This is a genomic window from Mycobacterium sp. GA-0227b, assembly GCF_001499855.1.
Taxonomy (GTDB): domain Bacteria; phylum Actinomycetota; class Actinomycetes; order Mycobacteriales; family Mycobacteriaceae; genus Mycobacterium.
In genome coordinates this window covers 1-17,767 of record NZ_LQIK01000029.1, presented here as the reverse complement: position 1 = coordinate 17,767, position 17,767 = coordinate 1, and the positions used below count along the sequence as shown (strand labels likewise).

Annotated in this window: 15 protein-coding genes and 2 pseudogenes; 3 read left to right on the top strand and 14 right to left on the bottom strand. The window is 62.2% G+C overall.

Annotation, left to right across the window (positions count from 1 at the left end):
- Nucleotides 1-7 precede the first annotated feature (7 nt).
- The 6 genes from AU185_RS15940 to AU185_RS24765 all read right to left on the bottom strand — a co-directional run bounded on the left by AU185_RS15940 (nucleotide 8) and on the right by AU185_RS24765 (nucleotide 6,738).
- On the bottom strand, nucleotides 8-1,015 hold the full coding sequence (locus AU185_RS15940) for an acyl-CoA dehydrogenase family protein (protein WP_059101108.1): 1,008 nt from the start codon (nucleotides 1,013-1,015) through the stop codon (nucleotides 8-10).
- Nucleotides 1,008-2,237, bottom strand: a complete 1,230-nt coding sequence (locus tag AU185_RS15935; protein ID WP_231740395.1) for an acyl-CoA dehydrogenase family protein — start codon at nucleotides 2,235-2,237, stop codon at nucleotides 1,008-1,010. The genes AU185_RS15940 and AU185_RS15935 overlap by 8 nt, the downstream gene beginning before the upstream one ends.
- Nucleotides 2,238-3,107: 870 nt before the next feature.
- The gene (locus AU185_RS15930) at nucleotides 3,108-3,866 is read right to left on the bottom strand and encodes a TetR/AcrR family transcriptional regulator (protein WP_082683924.1); all 759 of its coding nucleotides are present in this window, start codon (nucleotides 3,864-3,866) and stop codon (nucleotides 3,108-3,110) included.
- A gap of 228 nt (nucleotides 3,867-4,094) precedes the next feature.
- Entirely contained in the window at nucleotides 4,095-4,967 is an 873-nt protein-coding gene (locus AU185_RS15925; RefSeq protein ID WP_082683923.1) for an enoyl-CoA hydratase/isomerase family protein, read from the bottom strand.
- On the bottom strand, nucleotides 4,964-6,118 hold the full coding sequence (locus AU185_RS15920; RefSeq protein ID WP_059101111.1) for a thiolase family protein: 1,155 nt from the start codon (nucleotides 6,116-6,118) through the stop codon (nucleotides 4,964-4,966). The genes AU185_RS15925 and AU185_RS15920 overlap by 4 nt, the downstream gene beginning before the upstream one ends.
- A 167-nt stretch (nucleotides 6,119-6,285) precedes the next feature.
- Nucleotides 6,286-6,738, bottom strand: a complete 453-nt coding sequence (locus AU185_RS24765; RefSeq protein ID WP_172800243.1) for a pyridoxamine 5'-phosphate oxidase family protein — start codon at nucleotides 6,736-6,738, stop codon at nucleotides 6,286-6,288.
- Between the two features lie 196 nt (nucleotides 6,739-6,934).
- Here AU185_RS24765 and AU185_RS15910 point away from each other — a divergent pair, with 196 nt between their 5' ends.
- Nucleotides 6,935-7,966, top strand: coding sequence for an NAD(P)H-dependent flavin oxidoreductase (locus AU185_RS15910; protein WP_172800242.1), 1,032 nt, complete (start codon nucleotides 6,935-6,937; stop codon nucleotides 7,964-7,966).
- 78 nt (nucleotides 7,967-8,044) lie between these two features.
- On the opposite strand, the gene AU185_RS15905 is transcribed toward AU185_RS15910, so the two are convergent.
- The 7 genes and pseudogenes from AU185_RS15905 to AU185_RS25815 all read right to left on the bottom strand — a co-directional run.
- Nucleotides 8,045-8,248, bottom strand: coding sequence for a ferredoxin (locus AU185_RS15905; RefSeq protein ID WP_353612195.1), 204 nt, complete (start codon nucleotides 8,246-8,248; stop codon nucleotides 8,045-8,047).
- A 562-nt stretch (nucleotides 8,249-8,810) separates the two neighbouring features.
- Nucleotides 8,811-9,596 (bottom strand): coniferyl-alcohol dehydrogenase, encoded by a 786-nt coding sequence (locus AU185_RS15900; RefSeq protein WP_059101113.1) that lies wholly within the window; start codon nucleotides 9,594-9,596, stop codon nucleotides 8,811-8,813.
- 12 nt (nucleotides 9,597-9,608) lie between these two features.
- Nucleotides 9,609-10,868, bottom strand: coding sequence for a cytochrome P450 (locus AU185_RS15895; protein ID WP_059101114.1), 1,260 nt, complete (start codon nucleotides 10,866-10,868; stop codon nucleotides 9,609-9,611).
- A complete protein-coding gene (locus AU185_RS15890; RefSeq protein ID WP_059101115.1) occupies nucleotides 10,865-12,406 on the bottom strand; it encodes an acyl-CoA synthetase in 1,542 nt (513 codons plus the stop codon). The genes AU185_RS15895 and AU185_RS15890 overlap by 4 nt, the downstream gene beginning before the upstream one ends.
- A 5-nt stretch (nucleotides 12,407-12,411) precedes the next feature.
- Entirely contained in the window at nucleotides 12,412-12,816 is a 405-nt protein-coding gene (locus AU185_RS15885) for an SCP2 sterol-binding domain-containing protein (RefSeq protein WP_059101116.1), read from the bottom strand.
- Between the two features lie 277 nt (nucleotides 12,817-13,093).
- Nucleotides 13,094-14,028: pseudogene (locus tag AU185_RS25820) on the bottom strand (IS3 family transposase).
- A gap of 63 nt (nucleotides 14,029-14,091) precedes the next feature.
- Nucleotides 14,092-14,313 (bottom strand): annotated as a pseudogene (locus AU185_RS25815) (transposase); the annotation flags it as partial.
- A gap of 862 nt (nucleotides 14,314-15,175) precedes the next feature.
- Between AU185_RS25815 and AU185_RS15870 the strand changes: the two are divergent.
- Nucleotides 15,176-16,333, top strand: coding sequence for an acyl-CoA dehydrogenase family protein (locus AU185_RS15870; protein ID WP_059101117.1), 1,158 nt, complete (start codon nucleotides 15,176-15,178; stop codon nucleotides 16,331-16,333).
- Nucleotides 16,334-16,566: 233 nt separating this feature from the next.
- The gene (cei, locus tag AU185_RS15865; RefSeq protein ID WP_059101118.1) at nucleotides 16,567-17,259 is read left to right on the top strand and encodes an envelope integrity protein Cei; all 693 of its coding nucleotides are present in this window, start codon (nucleotides 16,567-16,569) and stop codon (nucleotides 17,257-17,259) included.
- Nucleotides 17,260-17,335: 76 nt separating this feature from the next.
- Here the strand turns inward: cei and AU185_RS25810 are convergent, their stop codons facing one another.
- Nucleotides 17,336-17,650: an acyl-CoA dehydrogenase family protein gene (locus tag AU185_RS25810; RefSeq protein ID WP_082683920.1), complete on the bottom strand. Its 315-nt coding sequence runs from the start codon at nucleotides 17,648-17,650 to the stop codon at nucleotides 17,336-17,338.
- Nucleotides 17,651-17,767: the final 117 nt, after the last annotated feature.

The window sequence follows — 17,767 nt, the reverse complement described above, 5'->3', positions numbered from 1 at the left end:
TCCGCGGTCACCGCGCTTCGGCGCCGACAGCACCACCCAGGTCAAATACCGATGGTGCATTGCGTATGGCGAATCCGACCTCGCGTTCCAGATGCGCTGTTGTTCCCAGAAGGGAGTCCAAGACGACGACCCGTCGGACATCAAAGTGCAGACCATGTTCCCACGTGAAGCCGATACCGCCAAAAACTTGCTGTGCTCTTGCTGTTGAACGGATCGCCGCTCGGCCAGCCAGCAGCTTGGCTAACGCAGCGGTCCTGACGCTCTGATCAGCGACCGCCTCGTCGACTGCTGCCCGAGCCGCTTCCAGTTCGACTTTGGCTTCAGCTAATTGGTGGGCAATCGATTGAAAGGAGCCGACCGCGCTGCCAAACTGCTGCCGTGTGCGTGCGTACTCGACGGCCCGGTCCAACACACGCTCACCAATCGCCGTCAACTCACTCGCAAGCCCAACCCGGGCAAGCGCGACGGCTTCCTCCCAGCGTCCCGATTCAGCGGCATCTTCGGCGGCCAACGGATGAAACTCGCCGCCGCCGACAACCTTATGCAATCCAAGGTCTGGATCCAGACCGTCGGCGAAGATGAGCGGATCAGCGTGCGGTATCCACTCGCCGACTTGATAGCAGCCGTTGATCTGGACCGCTACGAGGAACTGTTGTGCGTTGGAGTGCTGGATCATGCCATCGACATCAATCGACGTCGGCGATTCAGCGCGCCTAGTACCCGGGGGCGTAGCTTCGCCCAACGCCGGCAGGACCACGGCGGTCTCGCGACTGCCATCTAGTCGCCGCCACAGCGATTCCCCGAGCGCGAGAGCCATGACAAGCGCCAGTATCGGCATGCTGCGCTGTTGTATCCCGTGCCGTCGAAACAGCAATCGGACGGCGGCTCCGCGGTCTTCCTCGTACAGCGCGAACCAGCCGAACTCGTCCAGCCGGGTGCCAACATCCTCGGGAGCGCTGACGTCGAGGAGCCTGCCGAGCCCTTCGTCAAGCAGACTCCATTCAGAATTATCCACTTGACTTCCCCTTGCCTGGCCTGCCTGCGCGCGGCAAACCCAGCAGCCGCTCAGCGACGACGTTCTTCTGAATTTCCGAGGTGCCGCCGTAGATGGTCGCTGCCCTTGCATACATGCAGTCTGCTCGCCAACGCTGGGCACTGACGTCGCTGCCAAGCACTATCTGCGGCCGAAGTGCGCTCAGCGCTAGATCAAATAGCGCCTGTTCGGACGACGCCATCAGCAATTTGTCGATTGAGCTCTCCGAACCCGGTATCGCGCCGCTGGCGAGGCGTTGGAGAGTTTCTCGAGCGCGTAACCGGTTTGCGTACAAGGACGCATACACCCGTCCGGCGGCGTTGTCGTCCAGGACTTCCTCGGCCTCGCGAAGAAGGTCGGCGAACCGGTACAGCAGCCAGGTGGCGCGTTGCCAGCCCATAACGCCGCGCTCGCATCCGAGCACGAACATTGCAACCTGCCAACCGCCGTTGACGCGACCGATCACACGTTCCCCGGGAACATGAACACCGTCGAGGAACATTTCGCAGTAGTCTTCGTCACCGGTCGCGGATCGAATCGGCCGTACATCGATACCCGGTGTATCCATATCCAGAAAGAACGCCGTTATACCGCGGTGACCCGACTCTCTGTCCCCGGTACGTGCAAGGAGTACACAGCGATCGGCGAACTGAGCAAAGCTGGTCCAGATCTTCTGCCCCGTGATAGTAAACCCGTCGCCGGCGGGAATCGCCGCAGTGCGTAGTGAAGCCAGGTCGCTACCGGACTCTGGTTCGGAAAACCCTTGGCACCAGGTGTCTTCGCCGCTCAACACGCGCGGAAAGTAGCGACGGTTCAACGCAGGGTCCGCGAAGTGAAGCACCGCCGGTGCCAGCACTTCAATCATCGAGAAGGAGAAGGGCAACGGAAACCCTGCGGCGGTGAGGACTTCGGCGAACATTCCGCGCTGCAAAGCAGATCCCCCGAGGCCACCGAACTCGAGCTGCCAACCCCTGCGCATCCAGCCGGCGTCGTAGAGGGCTTTCTGGAATCGCCGTAGACGAGCCACCTGGTCGGCAACGCTGTCCAGGTGTTCCCGAAATTCGCTGAGCTGGCTGCTATTTGCCGTCAACCACTCGGCAAATGTCGAACGCATCTGATCGTCACTCAAGGCGTCGAAATCGCCACTGTCGTGTGCTCTTTCGTCGACACCTGGCGGGCCGTCGATGCTTACAGCGTCAACCATGTTGCACCACCGCGGCGCGGGCGTATCTCAGTTCAGCCCACATCGACATTCCAAACCCCTTCACCTAGCGGATTATTCGCAAGAAGCCCGACACGGACTGGTGATGCAGCAGGTGTGTGATCACCGATCCCGTAAGCATCATCGCCGTTACGCCAACCTATTCCGACCGCCTAGCTCCATTAGGTTGACAGACGTGCTCGGGTAGCTGCGCATGTCCACCTGCCATCTCCATCATCCGGTCAGGATCCTCTGCCGCCACGGTATCTCCGATCAGTCGCAGTTCGACTTGGCGCCACCACAGCACCGTGCGCGATGTGGCTGGCCCACTGACCAATTCGGCACCTACGACGTGGGCGCCTCGGCAGTCGTCGCACTGAGCGAACGTTCGATTAACTATCGAATCAGATTCCGAAGACAAATGCAAGCGGCATGCACCGATTTTTGCTTCCGATCATTGACGTCGTCTAGTCGTACGCTGCGCTCGCACATGGTGGACATTTCTGCACGGGACTCCAGGACCCTCTCCACGTGCCGTCCAAGCTCAGCGCCGTGGCCTAGCTAGACGTTGGCTCTATGAGGGCCAGGGAACGGCGCGGGCGCGGCCAGCGGTGTTTTGACTAGCTAGAGCGCTTGTCGAAAGCGTGTTGGGCGCGGATGATGTCGAATTGCAACACATCTGATTGCAGCTAGGCGAGCCGCAGTGCTGCAACACGTTGCTCATGACGGACCGGATCGGGGTCGAGCGACACAGGTTCTCTGCCTGATGCAGGCGCGTGCTGCAATGTCGACCAGGATTGGCGCCATCGGCATTGGTCCGGTCGCCGAATCGCGCGCGGCCGCACAAGCAGCACAGCGATCCATCCAGGTCGGCTATTTCGGCAGCGCATCCAGGTCGCCGTCGTATTCCACGATGCTCAGCGCAAGGCGGGAGTACCTGGCGGTGAGCGCGTCTATTTTTAACTTCCCCGACGGCCGGTACCAGTCGGGGATCACGTTCAGCATGGCGATGATGGCGCGACGAGCATCGTCGGGGTACGGGGTCTTGAACACGCCGGCATCAATACCCTCGCCGATGACCTGGTCGAAGAACTTCTGGCTTGCCGAACGCCGGGCGGCGATTCGCTGGGCGTACTCGGGGTCTAGGTTTCGCACCTCTCGAATGAACAACATGCTATCGATGGGTAGCTTCGCTCGATACTCAACCATGCTTGCCACCAGAATGAGGAACCGCTCGACCGGATCTGAGGAGGCATCCGGCCATGCATGCCGGGCCAGTACGCCATGGAAACTGTCTATCCCTTCGTTGAGGACATCGAAGAGCAGCTCTTGCTTGGTGGCGTAATAGTGATAAATCACCGATAGGCTAAGTCCGGCTTCTTTCGCCATATCACGAATGGATACGGCGTGGTAGCCTCGCGCAGCGAATTCACGACGGGCCACCTCGCGCAACGTGGCAAGCCCGGCTGGGCTGGCCTTTGCGCCATGCGCGCCTGTCCGCGAACCGCCGATGGGTTCTGGCTTCGCTGCCTGTTTGCGACGACCGGTGACCTCGCCATTGGTGCCGCGGCGTGGGCGCGTCGGCGCTTTGGACGCCGCCGCTTTCGATCGTGGCTGACCGTCTCGTGTCATGACGTCATTGTGCCTTTCGAAAGTCTTTCATTTGTCATTGTTCGTCGACGCGCTGGTCCGGCTTCCCGCAGGATTGAGCTCACGTGGACGGCGATGGTGATGCCTTTCGGAACCTTGTAACGAGCAAGCCGTTGACGGTGGACCACGGCAGCCAGTCTATCGAACGTACGACCATTCGTTTCGGTAGGCCACTTCGTTGTCACGGTGGACGACGCCGGCCTGGCAGCGCTAGCCGCTCTGCTGACGCCCAGCTCGATGGCGTTCTTGGAATGCGGTGAGGCGGCCGAGAAACTCATCCGTTGTGAACAGGAACCTCTGGCTGGTCCATTCGTTGACCATGTGCGTTTCGACCGAAGTTGTCCAGGCGGATCGTAGAGCCCGCTTTGTGAGCTGAGCGGCCAAGCTGGGCTGTGCCGCATATTTGCGCGCGAGTTCAACGGCTGCGTCCCAGGCTTGGCCCGGCCCCACTAGTCGGTCGGCGATCCGAAGACGGTGTGCCTCGGCGGCGCCAATGGTGGATCCCCCGATAAGAAGGTCCACTGCGGCGCCATGTCCGGCGATGCGTGGAAGCAGCCAGCTAAGGCCAAGCTCTGGCCCTAAACCCGCATCGATGTACCCCGCGCTGAACCGGGAGTCCTCTGCTGCGACGCGCACATCGGCTAGTAGCGCAAGGGAAAGCCCGCCACCGACGACGGCGCCGTGAAGCGCGGCGACGATTGGCTTGTCGAGGGTCAGGAACCGCACAGCAAGCCGACTTGGTCCAAGCGGGTCCAGACGCCGCTCGTTCGGTGAGGAGTCCCCAAGCCCATGATCGCCCCCAAGCACGCCGGCATGCACGAGTTCATTGATGTCGTGGGACCCGTGGGCATCCACGCCGGTGAGGTCGGCGCCGGCGCAGAAGTGATCACCCGTTGCGCCCAGCACCACAGCATGGATGTCGTCGTCATGCTGGGCGTCGTCGAGTGCCCGGTGAATCGCTATCGGGATCGTGCCACCAATCGCGTTGCGCAGCCTGGGCCGGTTGAGCCGTACCAGAAGGAGGTGGTCGTCGGTGCGCTCGACGATCACATCGCCGTGCGAACGCTCAGTCGATGCAGTCATGCCGTCAACAGTGTGCCGGTGCCGAGGCCTCCGCCGCAGCACATCGTGACGAGCGCGGTTTCGCTGCCCGTTCGCGACATCTCGTGGGCGGCCTTGGTGATTAGCACGCAGCCGGTGGAACCGAGCGCATGTCCGAGCGCAATCGCACCGCCATTTGGGTTTGTGCGCGCCGGGTCCGCGCCGGTCACTTTTTGCCAACCCAGTACCACCGCGGCGAAGGCTTCGTTTACCTCGAAGATGTCGATGTCATCGATCGTCATACCGCCCTTCTTGAGTAGGTCTGCAGTGACAGGGATCGGGCCTTCCAGCATGATCTGCGGATCGCATCCCACGAAGCTCGTCGAGTGCACTCGCGCCAGGGGCGTCAACCCTTCCGCGGTAGCACGTTCGGCGTTCATCAGGACAACCGCTGCTGCCGCATCGGCGATCTTCGAGCTTGTGCCCGCGGTGTGAATGCCACCGTTGACCACCGGGTTGAGGGCCGACAAGGTGGCGATGTCGGTATTCCGGGGTACCTCGTCAGTGTCGAACACCGCCGTGGTCGACGAACCGACCGTGATGGGAACAATCTGGTGGCCGAAGCGGCGCTCCTCAATTGCGATGAGCGCCCGTCTTTGGGATTCCAGACCGTACTCATCGGCTTGCTCGCGCCTCACGCCGTACTTGTCTGCCAACGCCTCAACGGCGGCGAACTGATCCAATTGGCCGTAACGCTCATCATATCCTCCCGACTGTGGAAGTCCATGTCCGGCAGCCTCTCCATCGAGTATCGCGGACCCGAGAGGGATGAGACTCATCAGCTCGACACCGCATGCCACGACAACGTCTTCAGTTCCGGCAGCGACGAGCGAGGCGGCAAGATTGAAGGCCTGCTGCGACGATCCGCACGCACTGTGCACCGTGCTCGCCGGCGTGTGAATGGGGCCGCCGACCGCCAACCACGCCATCCGGGTGACGTTGGCCGCTTGGGCCCCGACCTGATCGATACAACCGCCGATGACTTGGCCAACTGAGGCGGGATTGACGCAAGCTTCGTCGAGGGCCGCGAGCGTTACGGCGCCGAGCAAGGTGGTCGGATGCACCTTCGCCAACGATCCACCACGGCGTCCGACCGCGCTGCGGCGTGCACTGACAATGGCGACATCTGCCACGGGAACCAAATCTCCTTTACTAACCGAACGCTCGTTAAGTAGTGGGCCGCAGCCGAAGCTACACCATTTCCTAAAGAGTCGACAAGGCGTGGAGACTCACCACCGGCAAGCGGATCGGCCCGTCGGCCCCCAGGGCGGTCCGTAGCGCCAGGACAGTCCGGCGTTAACTACTTGCCCAGGAGTGCCGCGTTGTTCCAGCTCAACGGCGGCCCATCGGGGACGAGTTCGACGACGACCATGTCGGCGTAGTTGGCAGCGACCGGAGGTGGGAGAAGCTCGGCGGAAATGGTGTGATCGGCGTACTTCTCGGCGATGGCGGCCAGCCGTTCGGCGCTCTGCGCCACGTCGGTGAGGGTGCGGCATTGTACTGGCAGCACGACGGCCCGCAATTCCGCCCAAGCCGCCCCCTCCTCCACCAGAAATGAGCCGCGCGGGTCGTGCGCGATGCGGCGCAGCTTCTTAGACCGCGACGGGGTCTGCACGTATATCGCCTCATGGTCGGTGACGTGCCACACGGGCAGCGGTACGGGTCTACCGTCACGGCGCAGCGTGGTCAGCACTCCACTGCGTGCGGCGGCGATCATGTCCCACGCCTCATTGTCGGTCAATCGAAACCCCATGTGCGCAACCATCCTCGGCCGTTTCTCGGTTATTCGTCGGCAGTTGCCTCGCGGGCTATGCCGGTGGCCGCCCGGGTCGTAGACAGCGGCGCTGCGACACCATACTATCAAGCGTACGTTCGATAAGTGCGCGGAGGCTCTTCGATTCATCGACCGGCACCTCGGACGCGTGAGGAGCGATCCCATGAGGACGGGCTTGACCGACCTGCTCGGAATAGAGCACCCCATCCTTTCTGCGGCGATGGGTTTTGTGGCTGACCCGGGGTTGGTTGCCGCTGTCTCGGACGCTGGAGGTTTCGGTCTGCTGGCGACCGCTCCCCTCACGCCAGCAGAAGTCGAGCGCTCGGTGCTAGCGATCCGGAGGCGCACCGATCGGCCATTCGGAGCGAACGTGACGTTGCAATTCGCCACTGCGCCGGCGAATCTGGCGGTCCTGCTCAAGCACCAGATCTCGGCAGTGAATGTGTCAATGGGCTTTTCCGCCGAAGTCGCCCAACAGATTCGCGATGCTGGGGCGGTGGTGCTGGCGACGGTCACGTCGGTGAAACATGTGCTCAGCGCCGAACGCAAGGGCGCCGACGGTTTGATTGTGACCGGGCACGAAGGGGGTGGGCATGCCGGCGATGTGTCCTCGCTGGTGCTGTTGCCCGCCGTGGCAGCAAGTGTATCCATCCCTGTGGTAGGTGCAGGCGGATTCGGTGACGGCGCGGGCCTTGCCGCAGCTCTGGTACTCGGTGCGGAGGGCGTTTCTATGGGAAGCCGTTTTGCGGTGACCAGAGAAAGTCCACTGCACCCCAGGACGAAAGAAGCGGTTCGCTCGATGGGACACTCGGATACGCTTTATAGCGATCAAATAGACGGCTGGGGGGCGCGTGTCATACGCGCTGAAGGCGCGCGTCGTTTCACTGCACGCGGCGTCTTGGCCGGAGTGCGGGCTGCCCTGGCGGTTCATCGGGAACGTGGCCTGAAACCACGCGATATGGCCAAGATGGCCGCCGCTAGTCTGGCCGGCGGGCCGTCGTTCAGTTTGCTGCTCAAACGAGCACAGGTGCTCGGCGCATCACAACGAGGCTTGCTCGGCGGCGACCTCGAGTCTGGCATCGTGTCGATCGGCCAGGTGGGCGGTACTCTCACCGATTCACCGTCCGCACGCGAGGTCATCGTGCGGACGGTGGAGCAAGCCGAAACCATTCTGCGAGACCGCTACGAGAACGTCGTGGTAAACTAAGATTCGTTGCCTTCCCAGTGATTCGGTACCGAACCGACGCCGGCCTTGGGCGCCCGTACCACCGAGGTGTCCATTCCGTCAGTTGTCGTCCCGCTCCAGGGATAGGGCGCCGGTCGGGCACTGGGAAATGGCTTCGCCAGCGTCGGGCAACTCGCTGGCCAACGCCGCGTCCTTCAGCAAGTGTGCTTGACCGTCGTCACCCACCTCATAGAGGCTTGGAGCGAGTATTTCGCACAGTCCGATGCCTTGACACACAGTGGGGTCCACCCGCAGACGGATCATAAAAACCTCCGCAACATCCTTGTTGTTCGACCAGCGTAAGGCGAATAGATGACTCCCGGATCGGGCCATGGCGACTCCGACAACCTCCAGCGGCGGTAGGTGAAGGTCTCAAATCCCCAGCGGCGGTGATAGGCATGCATTCCGCTAGGCCCGGCCCCGCCGAATGACAATGATGGCGCGGGAAGTGCGAGGCAACGTGATTGATCACCGCAGCTCCGGGCATGCGATTGACCTGCTGTCGCGTCCGCTGGGCATCGCGAGAATGCAGATAGCGCCAAGGGTTTTGGCCGCACAGTTGTGAAATAAACTGCAGCAGTGATGGATTCGATGGAAGCGATTGGCGGAACCGGGCCGGGTGACTGGTCGACGATGATAGTCGCTTCGATTCGCAGGGATGTGACGTCCCAGCCGCCACCGGCGATGACCTGCGTTCGGTCGCGCTGATCGCCCACGCGGCTGCAAGTGTGCGCCCGCCTGCCGGATCTTCGCGAAGGTCGTCATGAGCTCGTCGGTGTGGGAAGCAGCCGTCCAGGTAGACGCGTCGGGTCATCGTTACGTCCGGCTAGATTTCTGGTGCCGGGACTACTCCACTGAGGACAGCGCCGGTGATCCCGCCGTCGACGTTGATCACCTGGCCGTTGATCCACCGAGCGGCATCCGAGGCCAGGAAGACGACAACGTCGGCTATCTCATCTGGTGTGGCATGTCGCCCGAGGAGGCCCTTGACTCCGTCCAGAACTTCCTTGCCCATAGAGTTCTCGAAGTCGGCGAGGATCGGCGTCTCCACTGGCCCCGGAGCTACCGCGTTGATGCGGAAGCCCATTTGCGCCAAGGCCAGGCCCATCGACAGTACGTAGGTAGTGCTGACTTCCTTGGAGAAGTTGTAGGCGTTGCCGCACTGAGGGTGGGCCTCAAACCAGGCGGCGCCGTCGTCGAAGGTGTCGGTGGAGAGGAGGTCGCGGATAGCCGCGAGACGCTGCGGCCAGCCGACGCCGGCTGTCGAAGAGACGATTGTCACTGTGCCGCCGGGTCGTAGCAGGCCGAAAAACGCTTCGGTGAGGTGGCGCACGGCAAGGCAGTTGACCGCGAGTACTTGTGCCGACGGTGCCGTGCCCGGAATGCCCGCGACGTTCATGAGACCGTCGAACTCACCTTGCAACTGTTCGAGGGCCGAGTCGATGCTTCGCGGATCTGCAAGGTCGACAGCGATGTGGCCGGTGACCGCTGCTGTCGGTTCGTTGCGATCCAGGGAGTAGACATCGGCACCGACTGCGAGCAGCTTTGAGACAGTTGCGTGGCCAATTCCGGATGCCGCGCCGGTGACGACGTAGCGCTTTCCCGCGAACATGTCTCGTCCTTCCTAGTCGAGGGTGTAGGGCAGCGACTTGACGGCGTAGACGAAATTGCCCGTCAAAAGGCTGGGCTGGCCCAGACGTAGATTGGGAGCACGCAAGATCAGCTGCCGAAAGAGCGCCTCGAGCTGCATCTTCGCCAGGAATGCTCCCAGGCAGTAGTGCGGGCCGCCACCCCCGAATGCGACGTGCGGGTTGGGGTTACGGCGGATGTCGAAGGTACCGGGATTGCTGAAAACCCGTTCGTCACGGTTACCCGACGGGTAGATCAGCACCACCCAATCGCCTTCTTTGATCTGCTGATCACGAAGGACGGTGTCGCGGGTGGCGGTGCGGCGGAACGTCATCACGGGTGACGCCCAGCGTATGAATTCCTCAACCGCCGTCTTGATATGACGGTCAAAGTCGTTCTCCAGCAGCGCCCGTTGGTCTGGGCAGTCCTGTAGGGCCATTGCGGCCAGCGTTGTTGTGTTACGCGTAGTGTCGTTGCCGGCGATTGACAGCAACACGAAGAAGGCGCCGAGGTCGTCGTCGGTGAGCTTGTGGCCGTCGATTTCTGCCGCCACCAACAGCGACATCAGGTCATCGGTCGGCTTGACGCGACGTTCCTCGGCGAGTTCGAGACCCATCGCGAGCAGTGCCACCAGGGCATCGTTGACGACCTGTACTGGTTCCCGGCCGGCCGCCACGTCTGGGTCGGCCCACGTCACGCTCCCATCGGCATGGTGGGCGGCTTCGTCGCGTTTTTCCAGCGGAAGGCCGATCATCTCGTAGATCGTCCACATCGGAAGGCGCTTGGACACCTGCTGGACGAAGTCTCCGCCGTTGGTCGCGAGCAAGTCGTCGACGATCTGGACGGCCTGATTGTTGATCTGGTCACCAATCTTTGCGATCTGGCGGGGAGTGAACACCGAACTGATCAGCCGCCGAACATGCCCATGCTGTGGTGGGTCGAGCGAAAGGAAAGACGTAGCCGCGTAGAGGAATTCGTCGGGTGTCGATTCCATCATGACACCCCTGCTCGAACAGAAGATCTCCGGGTGCTTGCTTACATAGCTGATGTCCTCATGTCGGGTTACCGCCCATAAGCCGTCAATCTCTGGTGGGATCATGGCGCCTTCGAGCGGTGGGTGCCAGCTGACCGGTCGCTCATCGCGCAGAAGCTTGAAGTAGGCTTCGCGCTCCTCGGCAGTGCGCGCCCAAAAGTCAAGCGGAGAAATACATATCGGATCGTAGGGACGAGCCGAGTGCGGGGCGGAAACGGTCATCGGTTTACCTCCAAATAGCGATCCACCAAAGCTCTCTTGGCGAGTTTTCCGGTCGCCAACCTCGGCAGGCACTCGACGAAGTCAACCGACCGGGGAGCCTTAAAGTGGGCAATACGTTCCCGCGCGTAGCCGATGATGTGATCGGCTAGCTCGTCGGACGGCGCAACGCCGTCGCGAAGTTGCACGACCGCCTTAACCTGCTGGCCCATCTCGGTGTCCGGTGCACCGATCACGGCGACGTCGAGGATGCTCGGGTGCATCGCCAAGACATTCTCCACCTCCTGTGGGTAGATGTTTACTCCCCCGGAAATGATCATGAATCCCTTGCGGTCGGTGAGGAACAAATACCCCTCGTCGTCGCAATAGCCAACGTCGCCGACGGTTGTCCAGTTCGGGTGCTCAGGATGACGGGACTCAGCGGTCTTCTCGGCATCGTTGTGGTATTCGAAGGGCGCTTCGTCGCGCTCGAAATAGATCGTGCCTACCGCGCCGGCAGGCAGCTCAGCCCCGGAGTCGTCACAGATGTGCACGTCACCTAGTACCGCCTTGCCGACCGACCCGCGCTTCTCGCGCCAGTCCTCGGTTGTGATGACGGTACTGCCGTGTCCTTCGGTGGCACCGTAGTACTCCACGAGTATCGGCCCCCACCAAGCGATCATCGCGTCTTTCACGTCTGGTGGGCACGGCGCCGCTCCATGCACGGCTATGCGAAGTGAAGACACGTCGTACTTCGCGCGCACACTGTCGGGCAGCTGCAACATCCGGATGTACATGGTCGGCACCATCTGCGTGCTCGTGACACCGAAGTTCTCGATGGCCGCCAGCGTTGCCTCGGCGTCGAATCTGTCCAGCATCACCACCGTTCCGCCAATCGCCTGGACAGCGGCAGACCATTTCAACGGGGCGGCATGATAAATCGGAGCCGGAGACAGATAGACATCTTCGGCGCCCATTCCAAACGCGTGTTGCAAGAGGAGTGAGATCGGATCGGCCTCTTCATCGACCTGCCCCTTCGGCAGCCGAGGTTTGACGCCCTTGGGTCGGCCGGTGGTACCCGATGAGTAGAGCATGTCCGTTCCGCGGGGTCGATCGGCCAGCCGTGATGCCCCGGCAGACTCGAGCAGTTCGCCGTAGTTACCGAAGCCGTCGATCTCACCGCCGAACGCGTACCAGTGCGCCACCGATGGAACCGATGCCGCGACCTGCTCAGCCAGTGGCCGCACACCCGCCGACGCAATGACGGCCGTTGCGCCACTGTCCACCAGGATGTAGGCGACTTCGTCGGCGGCTAGATGCCAGTTGAGGGCAGTGATGTACAGGCCGGACCGTACTGCAGCCCAGTAAACCTCAAACGCTTCAGGCGAGTTGTCCGAGAGCAGCGCCACCACATCGCCTTTGCGCAGTCCGAGGCGGTGAAGCGCCCAGGCTAGTTGTCCTGACCGGGTCTCGAGTTCGCAGTAAGTGGTCGTCCTCCCCGAGCCGGCCATGATGACGGCCGGCTTGTCGGGTCTTGACTGTACGTGGGTACCGGAAAACATCGCGATCAGACGATCAGGTCGTCGCGACCGTCGTTCTTCAGCCGTTCGATGTAATGAGCAGTGAGTTTCTTGCTCAGCGGTGCCAACTTCAGCAGGCTTGCGACGTTACCTTCAACCTGAATCTTCTTCTTGGCCATGGCCAAAGGCAGATTTACCTTTCCCTGCCAGTACGCGTTACCGGTGTCTGCCGTCATCGACAGGGTGGCAGCCGGCGTTTGCCCATCCGCCAGATGGTCTTGCACCGACTTGCTCGCCAGGTCTACAAGGACGAACGCATCGGGGTCGCTGAAGTCGAATGCGACAACCGACCCCACCTCAGCGAGCCTAGGACCGATCTCCGGATCCGCGAAGGCGTCATCGAAGATCCCTCCGATGTACTTAGTGACCTCTGCAGCATTGCTGAAGCCCACAGCTACCCCCTTAATCACGACTGGGTGGTTGTTGCGGCGATCCGTGTCCGCCAATTCTACCCATCGAACGTTCGACCAGTAGTGTAGCTCATTGGTAGGTCGCTTGGCCAGAGGACCGAGCAAAGGCGGTGGCGTCGACGGCACAGCCGTGGGACGTCCCAGGGGCGCGGTGAAGATCGGCAGGGCCGTGACCAACGACGGAGTGGTAGCCATCGCCGACTCCAGCCATCTGGTCCGGGTTCGCCTGTGTGGTTCCCCCGAGATCGTGGAGGGTTTCTTAAGCCGCTTCCGGCTTCTGTTGGTTTTCCCTGATCTCGTAGTTGACGGGTGACAGCCCGTCGGCGGCGCTGTGGTGTCGTTGATGGTTGTAGAACGTGTAGCACCAGTCGATGACCACAGCCCGCGCTTGTACTGTATCACTGAAAACGTTGCGGGACAGCACTTCCCACTCCAACGAGGAGAAGAACGCCTCTGCGGCGGCATTATCGAAGCACGACCCCACCCGCCCCATCGACTGACGTACACCGAGCCTGGTGCACAGCGCGCGGAAGTCCTTGGCGGTATAGGTGGCACCGCGCTCGGTGTGGAAAATGACACGCTGGGCCTCGTCGTCGCACCAGATCGCCTCCCAGCCACCACGGGCGGCCACAGCCATCTCCATAGCGGCACACGCCAGCTTGGCATCCGGATGCCGCGACGTCGCCGCACCGAGCAGTCGGCGGCTGTACAGATCGATCACCGTCGCCAAGTACAACTTGCCCGACGCGGTGGGAATCTCGGTCATATCCCCAACCCACTTGGTGTTCGGAGCCAACGCGGTGAAGTTACGTTTGAGTAGGTCAGGAACTTCGGTGCGGTCTTATCCTGCCGTGTGAGCCCGCCGCGACGACGGATCTTGCGCGCGATGAGGCCTTGGCGGCGCATCGAGTCGGCGACCGTCTTCTCCGACACTGTCCACCCCAGATCCCGCAGATCGGCCACCAACCGCGGCGACCCGTGCAATCCCTTGGCCTTCCCGAATGCCGTCCGCACCGCCTCGTCGAGCTGGCAGCGGCGCCGATCGGTGCCGGTGTGCACCCCGTCGGGATCACCGGAGGCAGGCGCCAGCCATTTGTAGAACCAGGACACGCTGATCCCCAGCAGTGCACAGGTAAATGTATGGGGCACCGGGTATTTGGTCCTCTGGTCGGCGATGAAGCGTGCCACGCTCACTTCGTCCTCATTCACCCACAGGACCACTGATCGCTTGAGGACATCGCGCTCCATACGCAGCTCGGCGACCTCGCTACGCAGGCGCTTCAACTCGTCCACGTCGTCGCGGGTCAGCTCACCGCGGCCCTCGCGGGCTTCCCGCGCACGTGCCACCCAGTTGCCCAGCGTGCCCTCATGCACCCCCAGGTCACGAGCGACCTGGGCGATCGGCTTGCCCGTCTCTTCGACGATCCGGACAGCACCCTCACGGAACTCCCGGTCGTACTTCTTGCGTTTCTCTGGCATCTCGACCCCTATTGCCGATGCCTCCACGCTCTCGGGGGAACCTCATCGGGCAGCTCACCCAGTAGGTGATATCTGCGGAACCCGAATGCGTCGCAGGCAGCGCTTCTAGGCGGTGGTTGATGGCTTCGGTGGGTCCGCACCCCGATCTCTTGAAATCGGCGTCCAGCAGTCATAAACTGATCGAGCGTTCGGTAACTGTGCGACAACGCGTCGTCTTGGCTCCTGTGATCGGACGGTGCTAACCGTCGACGGAAAGGACATTAATTAGTGGCAGTCTCTGAGGATCCGGTTCTACCTGCCGCCGCCGAACCGGACTGATCAGCTAATGCCATCACCGTGCGCGTTCGGCGCCGAAACGGCCCGAGCCCGATTTGTGGCGGCTCTCGCTGCAGGTCCCTCGCTAACCTACGCGCAGAGCAAACGACAAGCGATAGTGCCGCCGCTATCGACGGCTTGCCCACGGCCATCGACCGCGCGCGTTGCTCAAGAGAACCTCGCGCGGACAAAGACATCCTCCAGGGACAGGTGCATTGCGGCACAAGCGGCAAGCTCAATTCACGGGAATGTACTCGATTCAGTTGCATGCAGAGGCAGGCCCGTTACTCGAGTTCGAGCGCAAAGAACGCACGCAGTCGAGGTGCCGACGCTGCCGCTAAGGGCCAGTCAAAGTCGATGTTGTTCCGGGCCGAATTGTGGAAGGGCATTAATCGTTGCAGCCGAGCGGATGGGTGGACGCAACGTCTCAATCAACCACTGCGCGGCGACCCGCCCACTGCTACAAACTCACACTTGACATTCGTGATGGAGTTGTGGCCGCCGCGGTCCGGTATGGCCACCCATATGAGGATTTTGGAGCGGCCAAGTGCACACAACGCTCAACGAAGATGAGACGCTGCTCGTCAGCACCGTGCGCGCGTTCATCGACCGTGAGGTCAAACCGACCGTGCGCGACGTCGAACACGCCAACATCTATCCGGAAGAGTGGATCGACCAGATGAAACAGATCGGCATCTACGGGCTGGCCATCGGCGAGGATTACGGCGGCTCACCGGTGTCGATGGCGTGCTATGTCGCGATAACCCAGGAACTGGCGCGCGGCTGGATGAGCCTGGCCGGGGCAATGGGCGGTCACACGGTGGTCGCCAAGCTCCTCGAAGACTTTGGCACCGACCAACAGAAGCGCACCTACCTGCCGGCGATGGCGGCCGGCGAGCTCCGCGCGACGATGGCGCTCACCGAGCCCGGCGGCGGCTCGGATCTGCAGAATATGATTACCGTTGCCCGCCGAGCCGGCGACGAATTGGTGATCACAGGCACCAAGACGTGGATCAGCAACGCCCGCCGTTCGGGTCTGATCGCGCTGTTGTGCAAGACCGACCCGCAGGCCAGCCCCCGGCATTGGGGAATGTCGGTGGTGCTCGTCGAGTCGTGTGCAAGCGGGCTGAGCGTATCGCGGGATCTACCCAAACTGGGCTACAAGGGCGTCGAGGCGTGTGAGCTTTCCTTCGAGGACTGCCGTGTGCCGGCCTCGGCGATCCTCGGCGGCGAGCCCGGAGGCGGGTTCGCGCAAATGATGAAAGGTCTCGAGACCGGCCGTATCCAGGTAGCTGCGCGAGCGCTGGGCGTCGCTACGGCCGCCCTTGAGGACGCGTTAAGCTACGCCCAGCAGCGGGAGAGCTTCGGCCAGCCGATATGGAAGCACCAGGCGATCGGGAACTACTTGGCCGACATGGCCACCAAGCTGACCGCGGCACGCCAACTCACCCGCTATGCCGCCGACCGCTACGACACCGGCGAACGTTGCGACATGGAAGCCGGAATGGCAAAACTGTTCGCCTCCGAAGTCGCCATGGAGATCGCACTCAATGCGGTCCGCATTCACGGCGGCTACGGCTACTCCACCGAATTCGACGTTGAACGTTATTTCCGCGACGCTCCCCTGATGATCGTCGGCGAGGGCACTAACGAGATCCAACGCAACGTGATCGCGGGGCAACTGGTGGCCCGCGGCGGCATATGATTACACCAGCGGTTGCCCCGTACTTCGTGAGACCCATTGCTGAAGCGCGCCGACGTAGAAAAAAGGCCGGTTTGGCCGATCGCGCTCACCGAAATTCCACTGACGCTCACCGAGATTCCCCACCCCGTGGCTCCTCCACGACATGTGGCGATCACTGCGTAATTCGAAATCACGCATCATCCTTTTCACGACTTCACACTGACCCTCACCGGCGCCGGCGCTACAGTGCAGATGTGTCTCGAATCACCGCACGCGGCATCATCAATCGCCGATCCTTTCAGCGGCACGACGACCTTCTGCGCGGTATGCACCGCACCGCGGCTGTAACCGTCATCACAGCGGTCATCTGGGCGATTGCCCTCACCCGCCTGGGCAACAGCCACGCGGCTCCGGGGTGCAACCCGCCACCGGAGCCGGCGGTGGACCAGTCACTTTTGGGCACGCAAATCTCGCCAGCCATCATGGCCGACGTTGCCCCCGCGAAGGTATCCGACATAAGGGTCCGAGTACTTAACGCCCACGGTACGACATGGCCAACATGGGAGCAGCAGTCAGGCGGCCAAGCCGCCCAAGTGGCCAGCGAACTGCGCAACCTTGGATTCGGAGTCGGGGTTGGCCACCCCACCGCCGCTAACGATCGCATCTATGCGGGCAGCCAGCTCACGTGCCCGGGCCAGATTCGGTTCGGAAGCACTCCCGCCGGCCGGGCGGCGGCGGCCACGGTGTGGCTCCTCGCGCCGTGTCTTGAGCTCTTAGAGTCGGCAAACGCGGCCATCGGCGACGACGTCTATCTGGCGCTCGGCACCGACTTTCCCGGGCTGGCCCGTAGCGACGACATCGATGTCGCGTTGGGCGCGCTGCGCCCGGATGCGACCACACCACCCGACCCGTCTCTGCTGGCCCGCATCCACTCGAACACCTGCTGATTCCTTCAACCTGCTCGCCGCGGCTGCCAGCGGAGCACTCGCAGGGTCTCGTTGATTCGTGGCAACATCGTGGGGTTCACACTGCTGCGAGTCGGGGGACCCTTCGGGTACGAAGCAACTGGTCACCGATCTCCCGCTCGAGGTCATTCGAGCTGCCCAACAACGCATCGAGCGCAATGACTCGGCGCAGGTCGAAATGCAATCCGTGCTCCCAGGTGAAACCAATGCCGCCGAACACCTCTTGTGCGCGACCGACCGCCCGCGATGCTGCTCGACCGGCGAGCAGTTTCGCGAGCGTCGCAGAGACGTCATCACCAGCGGCCGCAGCCTCATTGACTGCAGATCGAGCTACCGCGAGTTCGACCTCAACCTCCGCCAGTTGATGCTGCACAGCTTGGAATGTGCCAAGTGCACGACCGAACTGATGTCGGTGTTGACGACGGTTGAAAACTAGGCCAGAAGCGACGGTGAAAAGTAGGCCACGTGGTCGTGGTTATTGTGCCGTGTT

What these genes read in the sequence shown, in the direction of transcription:
- AU185_RS15935 (WP_231740395.1), bottom strand. Translation starts at nt 2,237, where the DNA reads ATGGTTGACGCTGTAAGCATCGACGGCCCGCCAGGTGTCGACGAAAGA.
- AU185_RS15930 (WP_082683924.1), bottom strand. Translation starts at nt 3,866, where the DNA reads ATGACACGAGACGGTCAGCCACGATCGAAAGCGGCGGCGTCCAAAGCG.
- AU185_RS15925 (WP_082683923.1), bottom strand. Translation starts at nt 4,967, where the DNA reads ATGACTGCATCGACTGAGCGTTCGCACGGCGATGTGATCGTCGAGCGC.
- AU185_RS24765 (WP_172800243.1), bottom strand. Translation starts at nt 6,738, where the DNA reads ATGGGGTTTCGATTGACCGACAATGAGGCGTGGGACATGATCGCCGCC.
- AU185_RS15905 (WP_353612195.1), bottom strand. Translation starts at nt 8,248, where the DNA reads ATGATCCGTCTGCGGGTGGACCCCACTGTGTGTCAAGGCATCGGACTG.
- AU185_RS15900 (WP_059101113.1), bottom strand. Translation starts at nt 9,596, where the DNA reads ATGTTCGCGGGAAAGCGCTACGTCGTCACCGGCGCGGCATCCGGAATT.
- AU185_RS15895 (WP_059101114.1), bottom strand. Translation starts at nt 10,868, where the DNA reads ATGACCGTTTCCGCCCCGCACTCGGCTCGTCCCTACGATCCGATATGT.
- AU185_RS15890 (WP_059101115.1), bottom strand. Translation starts at nt 12,406, where the DNA reads ATGTTTTCCGGTACCCACGTACAGTCAAGACCCGACAAGCCGGCCGTC.